A 20,391-nucleotide genomic window follows, 5' to 3' on the forward strand; every position below is an offset into this window, starting at 1 on the left:
AGTCACCGCTGAGTTCAACTCGTGACCTTCATCCTGACTTTAATTGGGCATATTGCAGGGAGCATTTTTCCATACGATATCGCAAATATCATCGCTAGGATTAAAGCCTGTAGGCGCCTTGAGCAAAATGGAACGAATGGTATCCATGTCATAATGTCCACAGGCGTCGTTCATGTCGGTGAGATAAACGTTAAGCTCCTCCCATGAAAGCTTCACTTCACTGGCGGCCATGATTCGTGGGTGCTGCGTCGTCATCACATTGTCACCAATGAGGAGTTCCTCAAAGAGCTTCTCACCTGGTCTCAATCCGGTGGTTTTAATCTCAATATCACCCTCCGGATTCGAATCATCACGTAAGGTAAAGCCACTTAAAGAAACCATACGCTCTGCCAGGTCGATGATTTTTACCGGATCGCCCATATCGAGGACAAAAACGTCTCCGCCGTTGCCCATCGCTCCAGCCTGTATAACCAGCTGCGCGGCCTCTGGAATCGTCATGAAGTAGCGAATAATGTCCGGGTGTGTCAACGTAATTGGCCCCCCTTTAGCTATCTGCTTCTCAAAGAGTGGCACAACAGAACCTGAAGATCCCAGCACATTACCAAATCTCACCATGCTAAAACAGGTACCTGACTGCTGTACCGCCAATGCCTGCAGCACAAGCTCCGCCATGCGTTTTGTTGCCCCCATCGTGTTGGTCGGGCGAACAGCTTTATCCGTAGAGATCAATACAAATTTCGGGACACCGCAGCGGATTGCTGCCTGTGCACAGGCCAGCGTACCAAAGACGTTATTTCTGACGCCATCGGCAACGTTATACTCAACTAAAGGTACGTGTTTATAAGCCGCGGCGTGGTAGATAGTTTCGATACCGAAACTCCCGATAACCCGCTCCAGATGAGCCTGGTTTTGCACATTACCCAGCACAGGATAGAGTTTGATCGTCAATCCCTTGCTCTTGATCATCTCAGATAATTCGCGCTCGATAGCGTAAAGCGAAAACTCAGAGATCTCATAGAGAACTAACGCTTTCGGCCCGTTCAGAATAATCTGGCGACAAAGTTCTGAGCCGATGGATCCACCCGCCCCTGTCACCATGACCGACTTATCCTGGATATTCCGGGCAATTAACTCAGGTACAGGCGCCACGGGGTCACGTCCTAAAAGGTCGGTAATAGAGACTTTTTTCAGCGTAGCAATGCTGGCTTTCCCTTCCACCAGATCAACCATCCCGGGAATAGAAAGCACCTCACAGGGGAGACCTTCCAGCTTTTTCATCACTTCGCTTTTACGGGAGCGGCTCAAGCTTGGCATGGCCAACAAGATTTTTTGGACCTCGTACTTCTCGACTAACCAGGCGAGCTTTTCAGGCGAGTAAACCGTCACACCATGCATAACGGTTTTTTGTAGACGAGGATTATCGTCAACAAAAGCAATCGGGTAATACTCAGACGCCTGGCTTAAGGCAGGCAGTAACTGGCAGCCTGATGCACCTGCACCGTAGATAATGACCTTGGTTCCCAGTTTTAATCCATGGTTGACCAGCATTCTTAACGCCAGCCTGGAGCCTGTAACCAACAGTAAACCAAAGGAAAAATAGATAAATGGGATGGTGCGAGGCAAATAGATATTTGTATAAAATGCGGTCACGATAAGCAAGATGGACGACGCCACCATACCCACCGCAACCGAGACCAAAACTTTAGCCGTAATATATCGAATAACAGCACGATAGAGGCCAAGTCTGACAAAGAAGCCTAGCGTGACCAGAATAATCGACAAAATCAGTAACCAGTGCGGCCCACTTGTCAGAGGTGTCAGGGCATCAATACGCACCCAGAAAGAGAACCAGAAAGCACACAACAGCAGCACAACATCAATTGCCAGCGTAATAATTCTTTTTACCGGTCTTGGTAAAGCAAGCAGAAACGTAAGCATATTTGCAATAGAACAGGACACCTGTCCACCAACCTGTTGTTATAAAGTGAAATTTTTACTGAGCACTCGCTGATACAACTAAATATATATCAGTGGTGACCGTAACCCTGCTTTATGGCTGTTAGCCCTTATCCTTTACGCCAGCTCCGCAGCGCCACGCGACAATCACAACCGGAGCCCAGGCTATCGCTAATCCTACCACTCCCGTAATGGCACCCGCTGCAATCAACATGGCAAAAGGGGTTAACCAGATAAGATTGACGCACAGCGCACCAAGAGTAACGGGCTTATGGCTACCATATTTTCTTGCAAGTATCTGGTAGCCATGGCTTGCGTGAGCTTCGTACACCTTTTTGCCTGCCAGCAAACGGCGCAGTAACGTTAAGGTAGCATCTACGATAAAAACGCCAAGTAAACACATCTCGGCAAGGAAGAGTTTGCTATCAAGCAGGCCAATATGAAGAGCCAGTAAGCCGATGGTTATTCCCAGAAAGCCACTTCCGGCATCGCCCATGAAAATTTTTGCGTTCGGGAAATTCCAGAAGATAAAACCGAGCGCGGCAGCCCCCAGCAGCAAAACGCTAAGCGATGCGTCTGACCCCAAAGCATCAGGCACAGCAATCCAGACAATCAGCAGAGATGAAAGGGAAAAAACAATCGCCTCCATGCTCGCCAGCCCATTAATGCCATCCATAAAGTTATAAAGATTCAGCATCCATACCAGATAGACTAATCCGAAAACCATCCCAATCCATCCGGCAGAGAAGGTGTAGCCGAAAAGCTCGATCGCAGGAAAGTTTCCAAGAAAGAAAAGCCCTGCTGCGGCGGCCAGGAAGTGCATCAGTAATCGCCAGCGAGCCGCAATGTGCCCATGGTCGTCAAGAAAACCGACCACCGCGGTAATTCCGCCGGCAACAATCAGCGAGAACATCGTCGAGTATGAAATGAGCTGAAGGAGGGACAGCGCAATCAACCCAACCATAAGACTGATAACAATGGCCACACCGCCACCACGAGGCGTCGGTATAGAGTGAGAGCTACGTTGATTCGGTATATCAATAACGTTGTTTTTTAACGCATAGGCTCGTAGGCACCAGGTCAGAATAAATGAGAGAATAAAAACGACTACGGCCACAATTAATGCCTGCATTACTGAGCGTCCTTTGAATAATATTTTGCTGCTTTTTCCATCGTTTCGGAAAGCGTAACGGGTTGCTGCCAACCCAACAGCTCGGAGGCGTAGGAGGCATCAATATCCAATGAGCCATAGAGCTGCTCATAAATGCTTTGCTTCCCTGTTAGCATCAGTAAAACCTTCAATATAGCCGCTGGAAACCAAAAGACACGAGGAGATTTGTTCATTCCACCCGCGAATGATCGAACAATATCTTCCGTGGCGGGTTTATCTTTATCGGCGAGAACAAAAAGCTGATTTTTTGAACGAGGATCGTTCAGGCAAGTGGCAATAAAGCTGACAACGTTTTCCAGAGAAACCATGCTTCGCTTGTTTTTTATTCCTTTGAAAGGAAGCGGCAGCCCACTGGCAACCAGTTTTAACAAACGCCGAATATTGCCCGGTGCATTTTCGCCACAGATAAGCGCCGGGCGAATCACCGTAATCGCCATTGGGCCTGAAGAAAATGCTTCGTTCAGCTTTTGCTCAGCTTCAAATTTAGAAATCGCATAATCTGAGACAGGCTTAGGTATTGATTTTTCGGTAAATGGCGTATGAGTAGTGGCATTGCCATTTACACCAATAGAACTGATGAAAATAAAATGGTTGACCCCTGCATTCAACGCGTCGTGAGCAAGCTTTAAGGTTGCGTCACAGTTAACCTGCCGAAACGCCGAGAGTTTATCCGCAGCTGAGTCTTTTAAGATATGAGCCCGACCGGCGGTATGCACGACGGCATCACACCCTTCAAGCACCGGGGACCAGTCCGTTGTTGCCGAAATATCGCCGATATCAACCAGTCCAGCAGTATTCTGCGAGCCACGACGAGTTGTGCCGACGACTTCATACCCCAATTCCCTGAGCGTTGTAACCAAGCGACTCCCCACGAAACCCGTGGCCCCTGTAACTAAAACTCTCACATTCGACCCTTATAATCCGTTCATCTGAATTAAAAATGAAACTCATTCAGTAATATTAATTTAAATATAAAATTCAGACACCACTTTTATATCGGGATTTTCTTACTAATAAAGGTCGGTTACAAGTTCAAATATCGTAGCATATAATCCTGTGAGTCAGTCTGGCGTCCAGCCGTCGCTATACCAGATGTGTAACAGCGCGTAGGAGCGCCAGGGCTGCCAGCGCTCGGCGTAGCGGCGGATTTGTGCAGGCGTCATATCAGGAAAGCGCTGTTTAATCAGGTAATCGTCCGGCAGGAAAACGTCGCTGGCCTGCCAGCCGCGCAGGGCGAAATAGTTGGCTGTCCAGCGCCCGATACCGGGCAAAGCTATCAGGATTTTTATTCCCTGCTCCAAATCATCGGGTAGCTGCAGCGGAAACTGCCCTTTCACCACCTCTCCGGCAAGATGCACAATAGCCTCTGCACGCTTAAGCGACATGCCTAAAGATTTCAGCTGTTGAACATCGCAGTTTGCCAGCGTCCTGGCATCCGGAAACAGATACCAGCCCTCGTGACCTTCAAGCTTCCCTCCGAAGGTCTTTGCCACTTTGCCGGTCAATTTTGCCGCCATCGCCACGCTAACCAGTTGCCCAAGAATGGCCCGAATGGCCTGTTCGAACGGGTCCATACATCCCGGCAGACGCAGGCCGGGCCGGGCTGCCGCCAACGTGCCCAGGCTGCTTAATACCTGCTGCGGATCCTTGTCCAAATCCAGTAAGTTCTTCACGCGTTGTAAAACTTCGCCTGCCACAGGCTGCAGGCCGTCGCTTAGCGTCACATTGAGGCAAAGATTTTTCTCGTCTGGTTCAAGCGTCACCAGCCCGGCATATTCTCCCAGCGCGAAGCTGCGCTGATAGCGACTGGCGGTAACAACTTCCACGCCCTCCACGGCACGTCCCCGTAAAAAACCAAGGATCCAGGACCAGTCATAGGGCGGTTGATAGCTAAGGGTGTACATAAATAATCCTGAAGAGAATGAGGGTATTAGGCAGACAACACAGCTTATTTAGCATACCGCCAAATGCCGATTTCTGCCTTGCTTTCATATTCAGTTGCCCACGGACCGGCATTCCGCTAAAGTCGCCCCCCTTCTCACTGGCATGGGGATAATCAACGAAAATGAAAATCGGTTTTGACTACGGGACGGCGAACTGCTCGGTCGCCATTATGCGCGACGGAAAACCACAGCTGCTGGAGATGGAGAACGGCTCATCGCTGCTGCCTTCTATGCTCTGTGCACCGACGCGTGAAGCGGTGAGCGAGTGGCTCTTCCGTCACCACGAAGTTCCGGCTACGGGAAGCGAGACCCAGGCACTGCTGCGCCGTGCGGTGAGCTACAACCGCGAAGAAGACATTGATGTGCTGCCCGGCAGCGTAAAATTTGGCTTAAGTTCTCTTGGCCAGTACATGGAAGATCCGGAAGAGGTTTACTTCGTTAAATCGCCAAAGTCCTTCCTCGGCGCCACCGGCCTGAAACCGCAGCAGGTCGCGCTGTTTGAAGATCTGGTCTGCGCGATGATGCTGCACATCCGTAAACAGGCGGAAAACCAGCTGGAAGGGACCATCGACCAGGCCGTGATTGGCAGGCCGATTAACTTCCAGGGACTTGGCGGGGAAGATGCTAACCAGCAGGCTCAGGGGATTCTGGAACGCGCCGCGCACCGCGCTGGCTTCCGCGACGTGGTGTTTCAGTTTGAACCCGTAGCTGCGGGGCTGGATTTTGAAGCCACACTGCAGGAAGAAAAGCAGGTGCTGGTGGTCGACATTGGCGGCGGCACCACCGACTGCTCGGTACTGCTGATGGGGCCTGACTGGCACCAGCGCCGCGACCGTGAACAAAGCCTTCTGGGCCACAGCGGCTGCCGCGTGGGCGGTAACGATCTGGATATTATGCTGGCATTTAAACAGCTGGCTCCGCTGCTTGGCATGGGCGGCCAGACGGAAAAAGGCATCGCGCTGCCGGTATTACCCTGGTGGAACGCCGTCGCGATTAACGATGTCCCGGCTCAGAATGACTTCTACAGCGCGGCTAACGGCCGCGCGCTCAATGAGCTGGTGCGGGACGCGCGCGAGCCGGAAAAGGTGGCGTATCTGCAGAAAGTCTGGCGTCAGCGTCTGAGCTATCGCCTTGTCAGGGCGGCAGAAGAGAGCAAGATTGCGCTCTCCAACAGCCAGCAGGTTTCAGCATTGCTGCCGTTTATTGCCAAAGACGTAGGCTGCGACATCAGCCAGCAAGCGCTGGAAACCGCTATCAGCCAGCCGCTACAGCGCATCATGGAACAGGTCACGCTGGCGATGGACAACAGCCAGGCTAAACCTGAGGTTATTTACCTGACCGGCGGCAGCGCTCGTTCTCCGCTGCTGCGCCATGCGCTCGCCCAGCAGTTGCCTGATATTCCAATTGCCGGAGGGGATGACTTTGGCTCGGTGACGCAGGGGCTTGCCCGTTGGTCAGACGTGGTTTTCAGATAACCACATTCAAACATACAGCTCAAACCGCAGGCCTCCTGCGGTTTTTTATATCTGGAAACGCCGGTCGCTTTCTGGAAACTCCAGATGCAGCGAAAGTTTACCGCCCAGCGCCTCAACGTAGCGCTTCAGCGTGAGCACTTTGAGATCGTTACCGCGTTGTTCAATCGCGGCGATTGCCGGCTGGGAAACCCCCATTTTTTGCGCCACTTGTTTTTGAGAAAGTCCCTGCTGCTCACGTACCAGCTGCAATCCCGTTTTCAGAATTAAGACTTCGGTCATTGCAAGGATCTCGGCCTGCTCTTCCGCCGAAAACTCCGCCATCACTTCAGTTAACGTTTTCATTTTCCAGTTCTGCCAGGTGATGCGCAAACTGCGTATCGGCCACTTTTATCTGCGCCTGATAAAAACGCGTATCGTTTGATTGGTCTCCACCACACAGCACAACGGCTCTGCGATGCGGGTCAAAAGCAAAAAAGATCCGATATGGCTTGCCGCGCCATAGCAAACGTAATGCCTTCATATTGGGATAGCGAGATCCCTTTACCGTGTCCGCCTGCGGGCGGCTTAAAGCCGGCCCCCAGAACTCAATATTGCCGAAGGCCGCCACAAGTCGTTTGCGGAGCTCTACGGGCTGGGCCTGATACCAAAAGTAGAAAGAGTCGGTAAATATCACGCGCCAGATCATCACTCACCTCATAAACTATAGATTATATTTGAAATATAAACCACAGCTTATTTCTCGCTTCGTGATATGACTACTCCTGGGACTGAAACTTGCGTGACGCCTCGGAAAACGTTTTGGGAATAACAGTTTTATTTGGCCACGAAAACATCACTTACTTACTATATGTTGCTAATCTGACAGTACTTCATATTTCCTCCATCATTACGGGGCTATTGATTACTAAACTAGTCACATTAAGCCTAATCGTTTCAGAAAGAGAACACGTCATCTATGAAAGGCACGCAGACTTCTCGCTGGTTGTGGATTACAGCCTTTATTCTGGTGGTGATTGCCGCCGTCTGGTTCTGGCGCAGCCACAATACATCTTCGGGGACTCAGCCCCAGGCTAAATCAGGCCAGACAACCGCCCAGGGCGGCCGACGCGGAATGCGCGGCGGTGCGCTGGCCCCGGTTCAGGCCGCAACGGCAACCAGTGAAGCCGTGCCGCATTACTTAACCGGCTTGGGCACTATCACCGCGGCCAATACCGTGACGGTGCGCAGCCGCGTTGACGGGCAACTTCTGGCCATTCATTTCCAGGAAGGCCAGCAGGTAAAAGCCGGTGATTTGCTGGCAGAAATTGACCCGAGCCAGTTCAAAGTCGCCCTGGCTCAGGCCCAGGGGCAGTTGGCTAAGGATCAGGCCACCCTGGCAAATGCTCGCCGCGACCTCGCCCGCTACCAACAGCTGGTAAAAACCAACTTAGTCTCCCGCCAGGACCTCGATACTCAGCTGTCGCTTGTGGAATCCACACTCGGCACGGTTAAGGCCGATGAAGCCAGCGTTGCCAGCGCTCAGTTGCAGCTTAACTGGAGTCGCGTCACCGCCCCTATCGACGGCCGGGTTGGCCTGAAGCAGGTCGATATTGGCAACCAGATCTCCACCAGCGACACCAACGGTATTGTCGTGTTGACGCAAACGCACCCGATTGACCTGGTGTTCACCCTGCCGGAAAACGACATCGCCACGGTGATTAAAGCGCAGAAAGCCGGCGAAACGCTGAGCGTTGAAGCCTGGGACCGCACCAACAGCGCAAAACTCAGCAGCGGTAAACTGCTGAGCCTTGATAACCAAATCGATACCACCACCGGCACCATCAAGCTGAAAGCGCGCTTTGATAATCTGGATGACGCTCTGTTCCCAAATCAGTTTGTGAACGCCCGTATGCTGGTGGACACCCAGCAAAATGCCGTGGTGATCCCAGCCGGTGCGTTGCAAATGGGCAATGAAGGCCACTTCGTCTGGGTACTGAACGGCGATAACAAAGTCAGTAAACACCTGGTTACGCCGGGAATTCAGGACAGTCAGAAAGTCGTGATTAGCGCCGGCGTTTCCGCAGGCGATCGCGTAGTGACCGACGGTATTGACCGCCTGACGGAAGGCGCGCAGGTTGAGGTTGTCGAACCGCACAGCGCGGCCGACGATAACGCCAAACCTGCCGCCCAGGCAAAATCCGGCCACAAACACAACGGAGCACGCTCCTGATGCAGGTGTTACCTCCAGGCTCCACTGGCGGCCCTTCCCGCCTGTTTATTCTTCGTCCAGTTGCCACCACGCTATTGATGGTGGCTATCCTGCTGGCGGGGATTATTGGCTATCGCTTTCTCCCGGTATCAGCGCTACCGGAGGTGGACTACCCTACCATTCAGGTGGTCACGCTCTATCCCGGCGCCAGCCCGGACGTCATTACTTCGGCGATCACTGCCCCACTCGAACGCCAGTTTGGGCAGATGTCCGGCCTGAAGCAGATGTCATCGCAAAGCGCCGGAGGGGCGTCGGTTATCACCCTTCAGTTCCAGCTGACGCTGGCGCTTGACGTTGCCGAGCAGGAAGTGCAGGCGGCCATCAACGCCGCGACAAACCTCCTGCCCACTGACCTGCCAAACCCGCCGGTTTACAGCAAGGTCAACCCGGCGGATCCGCCTATCATGACGCTTGCCGTGACCTCAACCGCCCTGCCGATGACGCAGGTGGAAGATATGGTGGAAACCCGCGTAGCCCAGAAAATCTCCCAGGTTTCTGGCGTAGGTCTGGTTACGCTGGCGGGCGGCCAACGCCCTGCCGTGCGAGTTAAGCTGAACGCGCCGGCGATTGCCGCACTCGGCCTGACCAGCGAAACCATTCGCACCGCCATCACCAATGCCAACGTCAACTCCGCCAAAGGCAGCCTTGACGGCCCGGAGCGCGCCGTCACGCTCTCCGCCAACGACCAGATGAAGTCGGCCCAGGAATACCGGGATTTAATCATCGCTTATCAGAACGGCGCGCCAATCCGCCTCGGGGATATTGCCACCGTTGAGCAAGGGGCAGAGAACAGCTGGCTCGGCGCCTGGGCAAACAAGCAGCAGGCCATAGTGATGAACGTCCAGCGCCAGCCTGGGGCCAACATCATTGAGACGGCAGACAGCATCCGCCAGATGCTGCCGACGCTGACCCAAAGCCTGCCGAAGTCGGTTGAAGTAAAACTGCTCAGTGACCGTACCACCAACATTCGCGCCTCCGTGACTGACACCCAGCACGAGCTGATGCTGGCCATTGCGCTGGTGGTGATGATCATTTACCTGTTCCTGCGCAACGTGCCGGCCACCATCATTCCTGCCGTCGCCGTGCCGCTGTCGCTGGTCGGCACATTTGCGGTGATGGTATTCCTTGATTTCTCCATCAATAACCTGACGCTGATGGCGCTGACCATCGCCACCGGGTTCGTGGTGGACGATGCCATCGTGGTGATAGAGAACATTTCTCGCTACATCGAAAAAGGCGAGAAGCCGCTAGCCGCCGCGCTAAAAGGTGCCGGGGAAATCGGCTTTACCATTATTTCCCTGACCTTCTCGCTGATTGCGGTGCTCATCCCCCTGCTGTTTATGGGTGATATCGTGGGCCGTCTGTTCCGCGAGTTTGCCGTGACGCTGGCAATTTCTATTTTAATCTCCGCCGTGGTTTCGCTGACGCTTACCCCGATGATGTGCGCCAGAATGCTGAGCCACGAATCATTGCGTAAGCAGAACCGTTTCTCCCGCGCCAGCGAGAAGATGTTTGATAACATCATTGCCGCCTATGGCCGCCTGCTTAGCAAAGTGCTGAATCATCCGTGGCTGACGCTGAGCGTTGCTTTTGGCACGCTGGCGTTGACCATTGTGCTGTGGATCTTTATCCCCAAAGGCTTCTTCCCGATTCAGGATAACGGCATTATCCAGGGCACGCTGCAGGCTCCGCAGTCGGTCTCCTTCGCCAGCATGGCCCAGCGTCAGCAGCAGGTCGCAGACGTGATACTGAAAGATCCGGCGGTGGAAAGCCTGACTTCGTTTGTCGGCGTAGACGGCACCAACCCTTCGTTAAACAGCGCCCGCCTGCAAATTAACCTTAAGCCGCTCAGCGACCGTGATGACCGCATCCCGACGGTGATTGACAGATTGCAGCAGAATGTCGCCAGTGTCCCGGGCGTGCAGCTTTATCTGCAGCCGATCCAGGATCTGACTATCGACACCACGGTGAGCCGCACCCAGTACCAGTTCACCCTGCAGGCGACCTCGCTGGACGAACTGAGCACCTGGGTGCCGCAGCTGGAAGACAAGCTTAAAACGCTGCCTCAGCTCGCGGATATCAGCAGTGACTGGCAGGATCGGGGGCTGATGGCCTACGTCAACGTTGACCGCGACAGCGCCAGCCGCCTCGGCATCAACATGTCATCGGTGACCAGCGCCCTGTATAACGCCTTCGGCCAGCGCCTTATTTCAACCATTTACACCCAGGCCAACCAGTATCGCGTGGTACTCGAACATGACACTAGCACCACGCCAGGGCTGAGCGCGCTCGACAACATTCGCCTCACCAGCAGCACCGGCGGAAGCATTCCATTAAGCGCGATTGCGAAGGTGGAGCAGCGCTTTGCCCCGCTGTCGATCAATCACCTGGACCAGTTCCCGTCCACCACGTTCTCCTTTAACGTGCCGGAAGGGCAATCGCTGGGCGACGCGGTGAACGCCATCACCTCGGCGGAAAAAGAGCTGGCGATGCCGTCCGATATCACGACGCAGTTCCAGGGCAGCACCCTCGCCTTCCAGGCCGCGCTGGGCAGCACCATCTGGCTGATTATTGCTTCGGTCGTGGCGATGTACATCGTGCTTGGCGTGCTGTATGAAAGCTTTATCCATCCGATCACTATCCTGTCGACGCTGCCCACGGCGGGCGTTGGCGCGCTGCTTGCATTGATGCTGGCGGGGGCCGAACTGGACGTTATCGCTATTATCGGCATCATTCTGCTCATTGGTATCGTGAAGAAGAATGCGATCATGATGATCGACTTTGCGCTGGCCGCCGAGCGTGAACAGGGCATGGCCCCGTACGAAGCGATTTACCAGGCCTGTCTGCTGCGTTTCCGTCCGATTCTGATGACCACGCTCGCCGCGCTGCTGGGTGCACTCCCGCTGATGCTTTCAACCGGCGTTGGCGCAGAACTTCGCCGCCCGCTGGGTATTGGCATGGTGGGTGGCCTGCTGCTCAGCCAGGTGCTGACGCTGTTTACCACGCCGGTGATTTACCTGCTGTTCGACCGCCTGTCGCACTACACGCGCCGTCGTTTCGGCCGACAGCATGAGGAGGCGTAAGTGAAGTTTTTTGCCCTCTTCATTTACCGCCCGGTGGCGACGATTTTATTGACCGTCGCCATTACGCTGTGCGGCGTGCTGGGCTTCCGCCTGCTGCCGGTTGCCCCGCTGCCGCAGGTCGATTTTCCGGTGATCATGGTCAGCGCCTCGCTGCCGGGCGCGTCGCCGGAAACCATGGCGTCGTCCGTGGCCACGCCGCTAGAGCGTTCCCTGAGCCGCATTGCCGGGGTCAACGAAATGACCTCGTCCAGTTCGCTGGGCAGCACCCGCATCATTCTGGAATTTAATTTCGACCGTGACATCAACGGTGCCGCGCGGGACGTGCAGGCGGCGATTAACGCTGCCCAAAGCCTGCTGCCAAGCGGGATGCCGGGGCGGCCAACTTACCGCAAGGCCAACCCGTCCGATGCGCCGATCATGATCCTGACGCTCACTTCGGACACACTATCGCAGGGTGAGCTGTATGATTTTGCCTCCACGCAGCTCGCGCAAACCGTCTCACAAATCGACGGCGTGGGCGACGTGGACGTCGGCGGAAGCTCTCTGCCCGCGGTGCGCGTGGACCTCAACCCACAGGCGCTGTTTAACCAGGGCGTGTCGCTGGATGCCGTCCGGACTGCAATAAGCAATGCCAACGTTCGCCGTCCCCTTGGTTCGGTAGAGGACAGTACAAGCCGCTGGCAAATTCAGACCAACGACGAGCTAAAAAAAGCGGCAAACTATATGCCGCTTATCGTGCATTACAATAACGGTTCGGCCGTACGCCTTCAGGATGTCGCCAACGTCACCGACAGCGTACAGGACGTGCGTAACGCCGGGATGACCAACGCCAAACCAGCCATTTTGCTGATGATTCGCAAGTCGCAGGAAGCGAACATCATCGAAACCGTGGACCGCATCCGCGCCAAAATACCCGAACTACGAGAAACCATTCCGGCTTCCATCGACCTGCAGGTAGCCCAGGACCGGTCGCCAACCATTCGCGCCTCGCTGGCCGAGGTAGAACAATCGCTGGTGATCTCCGTGTCGCTGGTGATTCTGGTGGTGTTTCTGTTTCTTCGCTCAGGGCGCGCGACCTTTATTCCGGCGGTGGCCGTGCCGGTGTCGCTGATCGGGACTTTTGCCGCCATGTATCTGTGCGGCTTCAGCCTCAATAACCTGTCGCTGATGGCGCTGACCATCGCCACAGGTTTTGTGGTCGATGACGCCATCGTGGTACTGGAAAACATTTCCCGTCATTTGGAAGCGGGAGTGAAGCCCATGCAAGCGGCGCTCCAGGGCGTGCGGGAAGTGGGCTTTACCGTGTTGTCCATGAGTCTGTCGCTGGTGGCGGTCTTCCTGCCGCTGCTGTTGATGGGCGGTCTGCCGGGGCGCCTATTCCGCGAGTTTGCGGTCACACTTTCGGTCGCTATCGGGATTTCGCTGGTGGTGTCGCTCACCCTCACGCCGATGATGTGTGGCTGGCTCCTGAAGAACCGTCCGCCGGAAAAGAGAAACAAAAACCGTGGATTTGGTCGCCTGCTGATTGCCATGCAGGGCGGTTACGCCCGGTCGTTGAAATGGGTGCTAAACCATACGCGGCTGGTGGGCATGGTGCTGCTGGGGACGATAGCCCTGAGCGTCTGGCTCTACATTGCGATCCCAAAAACCTTCTTCCCGGAGCAGGACACCGGCAGGCTGATGGGCAATATTCAGGCCGATCAGAGCATCTCTTTCCAGGCCATGCGCGGTAAGCTGCAGGACTTTATGAAGATCATTCGTGAAGATCCGGCGGTGGATAACGTCACCGGCTTTACCGGCGGCTCTCGGGTTAACAGCGGCATGATGTTTATCTCACTTAAGCCATTGAGCGAACGCCAGGAAACCGCCCAGCAGGTGATTGACCGACTGCGCGGCAAGCTTGCAAAAGAGCCCGGCGCCAACCTCTATTTAATGGCGGTGCAGGATATTCGCGTTGGTGGCCGTCAGGCGAACGCCAGCTACCAGTACACGCTGCTTTCCGATGAGTTAAGCGCCCTGCGAGAGTGGGAGCCGAAAATCCGTAAAGCGCTGGCGGCGCTGCCGGAACTGGCTGACGTTAACTCCGACCAGCAGGATAACGGCTCGGAGATGGACCTGATTTACGACCGTGAAACCATGTCACGTCTGGGGATCAGCGTCTCGGATGCCAACAATTTGCTCAACAACGCCTTTGGTCAGCGCCAGATTTCCACCATCTACCAGCCGTTGAACCAGTATAAGGTGGTCATGGAGGTCGACCCGCGCTACACCCAGGACATCAGCTCGCTCAACCAGATGTTTGTGATTAACAGCGAAGGGAAGTCGATCCCCCTCTCCTACTTTGCCAAATGGCAGCCAGCGAATGCCCCGCTGTCGGTTAACCATCAGGGGTTGTCCGCCGCATCAACCATCTCGTTCAACCTGCCTGACGGGGTATCGCTTTCTGAAGCCAGCGACGCCATCGACAGAACCATGACCTCGCTGGGCGTACCGACTACCGTGCGCGGCAGCTACGCCGGGACGGCACAGGTGTTCCAGCAGACGATGAACTCGCAGGTGATTCTGATTCTGGCAGCCATTGCCACAGTGTATATCGTGCTGGGTATATTGTACGAAAGCTACGTTCACCCGCTGACCATCCTCTCGACGCTGCCTTCTGCGGGCGTCGGGGCGCTGCTGGCGCTGGAACTTTTCGGCGCCCCCTTCAGCCTGATTGCGCTAATCGGTATCATGCTGCTGATAGGTATCGTGAAAAAGAACGCCATTATGATGGTGGACTTCGCAATAGAGGCGCAGCGTAAGGGCGATTTAACGCCGGAAGAGGCGATTTTCCAGGCCTGCCTGCTGCGCTTCCGCCCTATTATGATGACCACGCTGGCCGCGCTGTTTGGCGCGCTACCGCTGGTGCTAACCAGCGGGGATGGCGCAGAACTTCGCCAGCCGCTGGGGATCACCATCGTAGGCGGGCTGGTGATGAGCCAGCTGTTGACGCTTTACACCACGCCGGTGGTTTACCTGTTCTTTGACCGACTGAGATTGCGCTTTAGCCGCAAACCCCGTGAAAGTAAGGCTCTGTCCGTATGACTGATTTGCCCACCGCCGTTCGCTGGCAGTTATGGATTGTCGCTTTTGGCTTCTTTATGCAGGCGCTGGACACCACGATTGTGAACACCGCGCTTCCCTCGATGGCGCATAGTCTGGGCGTAAGCCCGCTGCATATGCACTCGGTGGTGGTGGCCTACGTGTTAACGGTTGCGGTCATGCTTCCGGCAAGCGGCTGGCTGGCGGACAGAGTGGGCGTTCGCAATATCTTCTTCACGGCGATAATTCTTTTTACCCTCGGGTCCCTGTTTTGTTCCAATGCCTCAACGCTCAACGAGCTTGTTCTCGCCCGCGTCGTGCAGGGCATTGGCGGGGCCATGATGGTACCGGTGGGGCGCCTCACGGTGATGAAAATCGTTCCGCGGGCGCAATATATGGCGGCGATGACCTTCGTGACGATCCCAGGCCAGGTAGGCCCCCTGCTCGGCCCTGCGCTGGGCGGCGTGCTGGTGGAGTACGCCTCCTGGCACTGGATTTTCCTGATAAACATTCCTGTCGGCATTGTCGGGGCCATCGCTACCCTGTGGCTGATGCCCAACTACACCATGCAAACCCGACGCTTTGATATTTCCGGCTTCCTGCTACTGGCGTTTGGGATGGCGGCGCTGACCATTGCCCTGGACGGACAAAAAGGCCTGGGCATTTCCAGTGAAACGCTCGGGTTGCTGATCCTTGGCGGGGTTATCGCCATTCTGCTTTACCTGTGGCATGCCCGCGACAACGAAAACGCGCTGTTCAATCTCAATCTGTTCAACACGAAACCCTTTTCGCTTGGCCTGCTGGGCAGCCTGTGCGGGCGCATCGGCAGCGGCATGTTGCCGTTTATGACGCCGGTGTTTCTGCAGATTGGGATGGGTTTCTCGCCATTCCATGCCGGGCTGATGATGGTCCCAATGGTGCTTGGCAGCATGGGCATGAAACGTATCGTTGTGCAGGTCGTCAACCGCTTCGGCTACCGCAACGTGCTGGTCGTCGCCACGCTCGGCCTGGCGTTGATCACGCTGATGTTTATGGGTACGGCCCTGATGGGCTGGTTCTGGCTGCTGCCGGTCGTCCTGTTTGTACAGGGCATGGTCAACTCCATGCGCTTCTCTTCCATGAATACGCTGACGCTAAAAGATCTGCCGGATGACCTCGCCAGCGGCGGCAACAGCATGCTCTCAATGGTCATGCAGCTTTCCATGAGTATCGGCGTGACCGTCGCGGGCCTGCTGCTGGGCATGTTTGGCCACCAGCAGCTTCCGGTGGGTGGGGAACAGGCTCACAGCATCTTTATGTACACCTATTTCTGCATGGCGCTGGTCATCGCCCTTCCGGCATTGCTGTTTGCCCGCGTCCCAAATGACCGTTCAGAAAACACGGTCATCAGCCGCCGTAAAAGGAGCGAAACATGAAACTTTACCGCTCCGGGATCACCGGGAAATTATTCCTCGCCATATTCTCCACCTGCCTGCTGGTGCTGGCCATCATGCACTGGGGCGTGAGGTTAAGCTTTGAGCGTGGCTTTATCGACTACATCAAACGCGGTAATACTCAGCGCATTGAGATGCTGAGTGATGCCCTGGGCGAACAGTATGCGCTGCACGGCAACTGGCGCTTCCTGCGGCACAACGACAGGTTTGTGTTTCAGATTTTACGTTCGTTTGAGCGCGAAGGGGATGAAGCTCACGGCATGCCGCCGCAGGGCTGGCGCACTAAGTTTTGGGTGGTCGATCAAAACTATCAGGTTCTGGTTGGCCCTCGAGAGAAGCTCCCTCCAGACGGGATGCGCAAACCGATTAACGTCAATGGTCAGGACGTTGGCTGGGTGATAGCCTCCCCCATTGAGCGTTTGACCCGCAATACCGACATTAACTTCGATCGCCAGCAGCGGCGCACAAGTTGGATCATCGTCGCCCTGTCCAGTTTGCTGGCGGCAGCGGCCACCTTCCTGCTTGCCCGTGGCCTTCTGGCCCCGGTGAAACGCCTGGTTGAAGGTACGCACAAGCTGGCCGCCGGAGATTTTTCCACCCGGGTTGCGGTCGGCAGCCAGGATGAGCTGGGGCGGCTGGCACAGGACTTTAACCAGCTTGCCAGCACCCTGGAAAAAAACCATAAAATGCGCCGGGCTTACATGGCGGATATTTCTCACGAGCTGCGCACCCCGCTTGCCGTTTTGCGCGGTGAGCTAGAGGCAATTCAGGACGGCGTGCGTCAGTTTACGCCGGAGTCCGTCACGTCACTGCAGATGGAAGTCGCCACCCTGACCAAGCTCGTTGACGACCTGCACCAGCTTTCCATGTCCGATGAAGGCGCGCTGGCCTACCAGAAAAAATCGCTGGATATCATTGCGCTGCTGGAAGTGGTTGCCGGGGCATTTCGATCCCGTTTTGAGTCACGCGGGCTGACAATACGCCTTGCGCTACCGGAAACCGCGACTATTTTCGGTGACGGAGACCGCCTGATGCAGCTGTTCAATAACCTGTTGGAAAACAGCCTCCGCTACACCGACAGCGGTGGGCAACTGGTGATCGGCGGTAAAATTGTGAATCAGCAGTTTGTGATGAGCTTTGACGACAGCGAACCCGGCGTCTCGGACGAGCAGCTAGGCCAGCTGTTTGACCGTTTCTACCGCGCGGAAGGTTCCCGCAACCGCGCCAGCGGCGGTTCAGGGCTGGGCCTGTCTATCTGCCAGAATATTGTGACCGCCCATGGCGGAACGCTAACCGCCTCCCATTCACGCTTTGGCGGCGTTAGTATTACCGTTGAACTTCCTCTGGAAACAGAAACGTCGAGGACACTATGACCGAGCTACCGATTGACGACAGTACGCCCCGTATTTTGATCGTAGAAGATGAACCTAAGCTTGGACAGTTGCTCATCGACTACCTCCGCGCGGCAAGCTATGCCCCTACTCTGCTGAACCACGGCGACCAGGTGCTGCCGTATGTTCGCCACACGCCGCCGGATCTCATTCTGCTGGATTTGATGCTGCCCGGCACAGACGGCCTGACGCTGTGCAAAGAGATTAGACGTTTCTCCGAAGTCCCCATCGTCATGGTGACCGCCAAAATAGAAGAAATTGACCGTCTGCTGGGGCTGGAAATTGGCGCTGACGACTATATTTGCAAGCCTTACAGCCCGCGCGAAGTCGTCGCACGCGTGAAAACAATTCTCCGCCGCTGCAAGCGTCAGCTTGCCATTTCCGCCGGGTCGGAAGAAAGTCCGCTGGTGATTGATGAAGGCCGTTTCCAGGCTATCTGGCGCGGTAAACTGCTGGATCTCACCCCCGCCGAGTTCCGCCTGCTAAAAACCCTGTCCCACGAGCCGGGGAAGGTGTTCTCCCGCGAAATGCTGCTGAACCATCTGTATGACGACTACCGCGTGGTCACCGACCGCACCATCGACAGTCACATAAAAAACCTGCGCCGCAAGCTTGAAGCGCTGGATACCGATCAGTCGTTTATTCGCGCCGTTTACGGGGTGGGTTATCGCTGGGAGGCGGACGCCGGGCGAGTAATTTAAACTCATATCCGGGACGACTACTTTTAGTAGACTGCTCAGAGAACCCAAAAAACTCTAAGATAGAACACAGGCCGGTCAACATTGACCGGCGTCTTCCCTGCAAGGAGGTTGTCGTGGAAAAGTATGTTTTCTATAGCCGGGATATTGCTTTCAATATCTACCCGAAGGCATCTCTTGGTGTGGAAGAGAAAAAAGAGTTGGCCGCTGATGGATTTAAAAAAATTGGCTTCGAGATACTGGCGACGGATGAAGCCGCCGCGCTCGACAAGTTCATCGCGCATTTCAAAGAAAATACCGAAGCACTGAAAGAGTACACGGAGAATATTGCCTTCGCGTCGCTCCTTTTTGTCGGTATCCCGCTCATCGCCTGAATCCGCAAGACGGTTTACTCTCCAGCCTCACGGCGCTACAATTCCCGCCCTTAAATTGTGGTAATCCACTCGACTTTAGCCGCTTCACCAGATGGAGCGGTTCTGACCTGATATCAGAACGAGAACTTCATGTTTAAACCGGAACTCCTCTCCCCGGCGGGAACGCTGAAAAACATGCGTTACGCTTTCGCCTACGGTGCAGACGCCGTCTACGCTGGCCAGCCGCGCTATTCGCTGCGCGTGCGCAATAACGAATTCAACCACGAAAACCTCCAGCTAGGGATCAACGAAGCCCACGCGCTGGGTAAAAAATTCTACGTGGTGGTGAACATTGCCCCGCATAACGCCAAGCTCAAAACCTTTATTCGCGACCTTAAGCCGGTTATCGACATGGGCCCGGATGCGCTGATCATGTCCGATCCAGGGCTAATCATGATGGTGCGCGAGGCGTTCCCGGAAATGGACGTTCACCTCTCCGTGCAGGCTAACGCCGTTAACTGGGCGACAGTGAAGTTCTGGAAGCAAATGGGGCTGACGCGCGTGATTCTTTCCCGCGAGCTGTCGCTGGAAGAAATCGCCGAAATTCGCGAACAGGTTCCAGAAATGGAGCTGGAGATCTTCGTCCACGGCGCACTGTGCATGGCGTATTCAGGCCGCTGCCTGCTCTCCGGCTATATCAACAAGCGAGATCCTAACCAGGGAACCTGCACCAACGCCTGCCGCTGGGAATATAAGGTTCAGGAAGGCAAAGAAGACGACATCGGCAATATCGTCCACGTGCACGAGCCAATTCCGGTGCAAAACGTTGAGCCTACGCTTGGCGTCGGCGCCCCAACGGACAAAGTGTTTATGGTGGAAGAAGCCAAACGTCCAGGCGAATACATGACCGCTTTCGAAGACGAGCACGGCACCTACATCATGAACTCGAAAGATCTGCGCGCCATTGAGCACGTGGAGCGCCTGACAAAAATGGGCGTGCACTCGCTGAAAATCGAAGGCCGTACTAAGTCCTACTACTACTGCGCACGTACCGCGCAGGTGTATCGTCGCGCCATTGACGACGCCGCAGCGGGCAAGCCGTTCGACCCTACGCTGCTGCAAACGCTGGAAGGCCTGGCCCACCGTGGCTATACCGAAGGATTCCTGCGCCGACATACCCACGACAGCCATCAGAATTACGAGTACGGGCACTCCATTTCCGAGAGCCAGCAGTTTGTGGGCGAGTTTACCGGCGAACGCCGGGGTGATCTGGCGGCCGTAGCGGTGAAAAACAAATTCCTGCTGGGCGACAGTCTGGAAATGATGACCCCGCAGGGGAATATCACCTTTACGCTGGAAACGCTGGAAAATGGCAAATCCCAGCCGATAGACGTGGCTCCGGGCGACGGTCATACCGTATGGATGCCTGTACCTCAGGAGATAGCGCTGGATTATGCTCTACTGATGCGCAATCTCTCTGGTCAGACAACCCGTAAACCGCACGCAAACTAGTGAATTAGGGTTATTTTTCGCGCTAAGAGCATTCTTAGAAACCGATC

General features: G+C 55.2%; 15 protein-coding genes. 9 read left to right on the forward strand and 6 right to left on the reverse strand.

Going from position 1 to position 20,391, the window contains the following annotated elements; translation table 11 throughout:
* Positions 1-39: 39 nt before the first annotated feature.
* The 4 genes from A936_RS04625 to alkA form a co-directional block, all read right to left on the reverse strand.
* Positions 40-1,938, reverse strand: a complete 1,899-nt coding sequence (locus tag A936_RS04625; RefSeq protein WP_008455107.1) for a nucleoside-diphosphate sugar epimerase/dehydratase — start codon at positions 1,936-1,938, stop codon at positions 40-42.
* Positions 1,939-2,059: 121 nt separating this feature from the next.
* Positions 2,060-3,088, reverse strand: a complete 1,029-nt coding sequence (locus A936_RS04630; protein ID WP_008455109.1) for an MraY family glycosyltransferase — start codon at positions 3,086-3,088, stop codon at positions 2,060-2,062.
* Positions 3,088-4,032 (reverse strand): NAD-dependent epimerase/dehydratase family protein, encoded by a 945-nt coding sequence (locus tag A936_RS04635; RefSeq protein ID WP_034807778.1) that lies wholly within the window; start codon positions 4,030-4,032, stop codon positions 3,088-3,090. Before A936_RS04635 ends, A936_RS04630 begins: the two co-directional genes overlap by 1 nt.
* A 156-nt stretch (positions 4,033-4,188) precedes the next feature.
* The gene (gene alkA / locus A936_RS04640) at positions 4,189-5,031 is read right to left on the reverse strand and encodes a DNA-3-methyladenine glycosylase 2 (protein WP_008455113.1); all 843 of its coding nucleotides are present in this window, start codon (positions 5,029-5,031) and stop codon (positions 4,189-4,191) included.
* A 161-nt stretch (positions 5,032-5,192) separates the two neighbouring features.
* On the opposite strand from alkA, the gene yegD reads away from it, so the two are divergent.
* A complete protein-coding gene (gene yegD, locus A936_RS04645) occupies positions 5,193-6,545 on the forward strand; it encodes a molecular chaperone (protein WP_008455114.1) in 1,353 nt (450 codons plus the stop codon).
* Between the two features lie 45 nt (positions 6,546-6,590).
* On the opposite strand, the gene A936_RS04650 is transcribed toward yegD, so the two are convergent.
* Positions 6,591-6,887, reverse strand: coding sequence for a helix-turn-helix domain-containing protein (locus A936_RS04650; RefSeq protein ID WP_008455117.1), 297 nt, complete (start codon positions 6,885-6,887; stop codon positions 6,591-6,593).
* The gene (locus tag A936_RS04655; RefSeq protein WP_008455119.1) at positions 6,871-7,230 is read right to left on the reverse strand and encodes a type II toxin-antitoxin system RelE/ParE family toxin; all 360 of its coding nucleotides are present in this window, start codon (positions 7,228-7,230) and stop codon (positions 6,871-6,873) included. The genes A936_RS04650 and A936_RS04655 overlap by 17 nt, the downstream gene beginning before the upstream one ends.
* Before the next feature lie 270 nt (positions 7,231-7,500).
* Between A936_RS04655 and A936_RS04660 the strand changes: the two genes are divergently transcribed.
* From A936_RS04660 to trhP, 8 genes are all read left to right on the forward strand, one after another.
* Positions 7,501-8,754 carry an MdtA/MuxA family multidrug efflux RND transporter periplasmic adaptor subunit gene (locus A936_RS04660; protein WP_008455121.1) on the forward strand — a complete coding sequence of 418 codons (1,254 nt, stop codon included), beginning with the start codon at positions 7,501-7,503 and terminating at the stop codon, positions 8,752-8,754.
* Positions 8,754-11,876, forward strand: coding sequence for an MdtB/MuxB family multidrug efflux RND transporter permease subunit (locus A936_RS04665; protein ID WP_008455124.1), 3,123 nt, complete (start codon positions 8,754-8,756; stop codon positions 11,874-11,876). Before A936_RS04660 ends, A936_RS04665 begins: the two co-directional genes overlap by 1 nt.
* Positions 11,877-14,960: a multidrug efflux RND transporter permease subunit MdtC gene (gene mdtC, locus A936_RS04670; RefSeq protein ID WP_008455125.1), complete on the forward strand. Its 3,084-nt coding sequence runs from the start codon at positions 11,877-11,879 to the stop codon at positions 14,958-14,960.
* Positions 14,957-16,372: an MFS transporter gene (locus tag A936_RS04675; protein ID WP_008455128.1), complete on the forward strand. Its 1,416-nt coding sequence runs from the start codon at positions 14,957-14,959 to the stop codon at positions 16,370-16,372. Before mdtC ends, A936_RS04675 begins: the two co-directional genes overlap by 4 nt.
* Positions 16,369-17,763: an envelope stress sensor histidine kinase BaeS gene (baeS, locus tag A936_RS04680; RefSeq protein WP_008455130.1), complete on the forward strand. Its 1,395-nt coding sequence runs from the start codon at positions 16,369-16,371 to the stop codon at positions 17,761-17,763. Before A936_RS04675 ends, baeS begins: the two co-directional genes overlap by 4 nt.
* Positions 17,760-18,482, forward strand: coding sequence for an envelope stress response regulator BaeR (gene baeR, locus A936_RS04685; RefSeq protein WP_008455132.1), 723 nt, complete (start codon positions 17,760-17,762; stop codon positions 18,480-18,482). Before baeS ends, baeR begins: the two co-directional genes overlap by 4 nt.
* A gap of 113 nt (positions 18,483-18,595) precedes the next feature.
* On the forward strand, positions 18,596-18,853 hold the full coding sequence (locus A936_RS04690) for a hypothetical protein (protein WP_008455133.1): 258 nt from the start codon (positions 18,596-18,598) through the stop codon (positions 18,851-18,853).
* Positions 18,854-18,982: 129 nt separating this feature from the next.
* Complete coding sequence (gene trhP, locus A936_RS04695) at positions 18,983-20,344, forward strand: prephenate-dependent tRNA uridine(34) hydroxylase TrhP (protein ID WP_008455135.1); 1,362 nt, start codon at positions 18,983-18,985, stop codon at positions 20,342-20,344.
* The last annotated feature ends 47 nt before the right edge of the window (positions 20,345-20,391 follow it).

Source organism: Enterobacter sp. Ag1, from assembly GCA_000277545.1.
GTDB lineage: Bacteria > Pseudomonadota > Gammaproteobacteria > Enterobacterales > Enterobacteriaceae > Cedecea.

Excerpts from the sequence above, each read along its gene's own strand:
- A936_RS04655 (WP_008455119.1), bottom strand. The coding sequence starts at position 7,230 with ATGATCTGGCGCGTGATATTTACCGACTCTTTCTACTTTTGGTATCAG.
- A936_RS04650 (WP_008455117.1), bottom strand. The coding sequence starts at position 6,887 with ATGAAAACGTTAACTGAAGTGATGGCGGAGTTTTCGGCGGAAGAGCAG.
- baeS (WP_008455130.1), top strand. The coding sequence starts at position 16,369 with ATGAAACTTTACCGCTCCGGGATCACCGGGAAATTATTCCTCGCCATA.
- trhP (WP_008455135.1), top strand. The coding sequence starts at position 18,983 with ATGTTTAAACCGGAACTCCTCTCCCCGGCGGGAACGCTGAAAAACATG.
- alkA (WP_008455113.1), bottom strand. The coding sequence starts at position 5,031 with ATGTACACCCTTAGCTATCAACCGCCCTATGACTGGTCCTGGATCCTT.
- A936_RS04665 (WP_008455124.1), top strand. The coding sequence starts at position 8,754 with ATGCAGGTGTTACCTCCAGGCTCCACTGGCGGCCCTTCCCGCCTGTTT.
- baeR (WP_008455132.1), top strand. The coding sequence starts at position 17,760 with ATGACCGAGCTACCGATTGACGACAGTACGCCCCGTATTTTGATCGTA.
- A936_RS04675 (WP_008455128.1), top strand. The coding sequence starts at position 14,957 with ATGACTGATTTGCCCACCGCCGTTCGCTGGCAGTTATGGATTGTCGCT.
- A936_RS04625 (WP_008455107.1), bottom strand. The coding sequence starts at position 1,938 with ATGCTTACGTTTCTGCTTGCTTTACCAAGACCGGTAAAAAGAATTATT.
- A936_RS04660 (WP_008455121.1), top strand. The coding sequence starts at position 7,501 with ATGAAAGGCACGCAGACTTCTCGCTGGTTGTGGATTACAGCCTTTATT.
- A936_RS04630 (WP_008455109.1), bottom strand. The coding sequence starts at position 3,088 with ATGCAGGCATTAATTGTGGCCGTAGTCGTTTTTATTCTCTCATTTATT.
- yegD (WP_008455114.1), top strand. The coding sequence starts at position 5,193 with ATGAAAATCGGTTTTGACTACGGGACGGCGAACTGCTCGGTCGCCATT.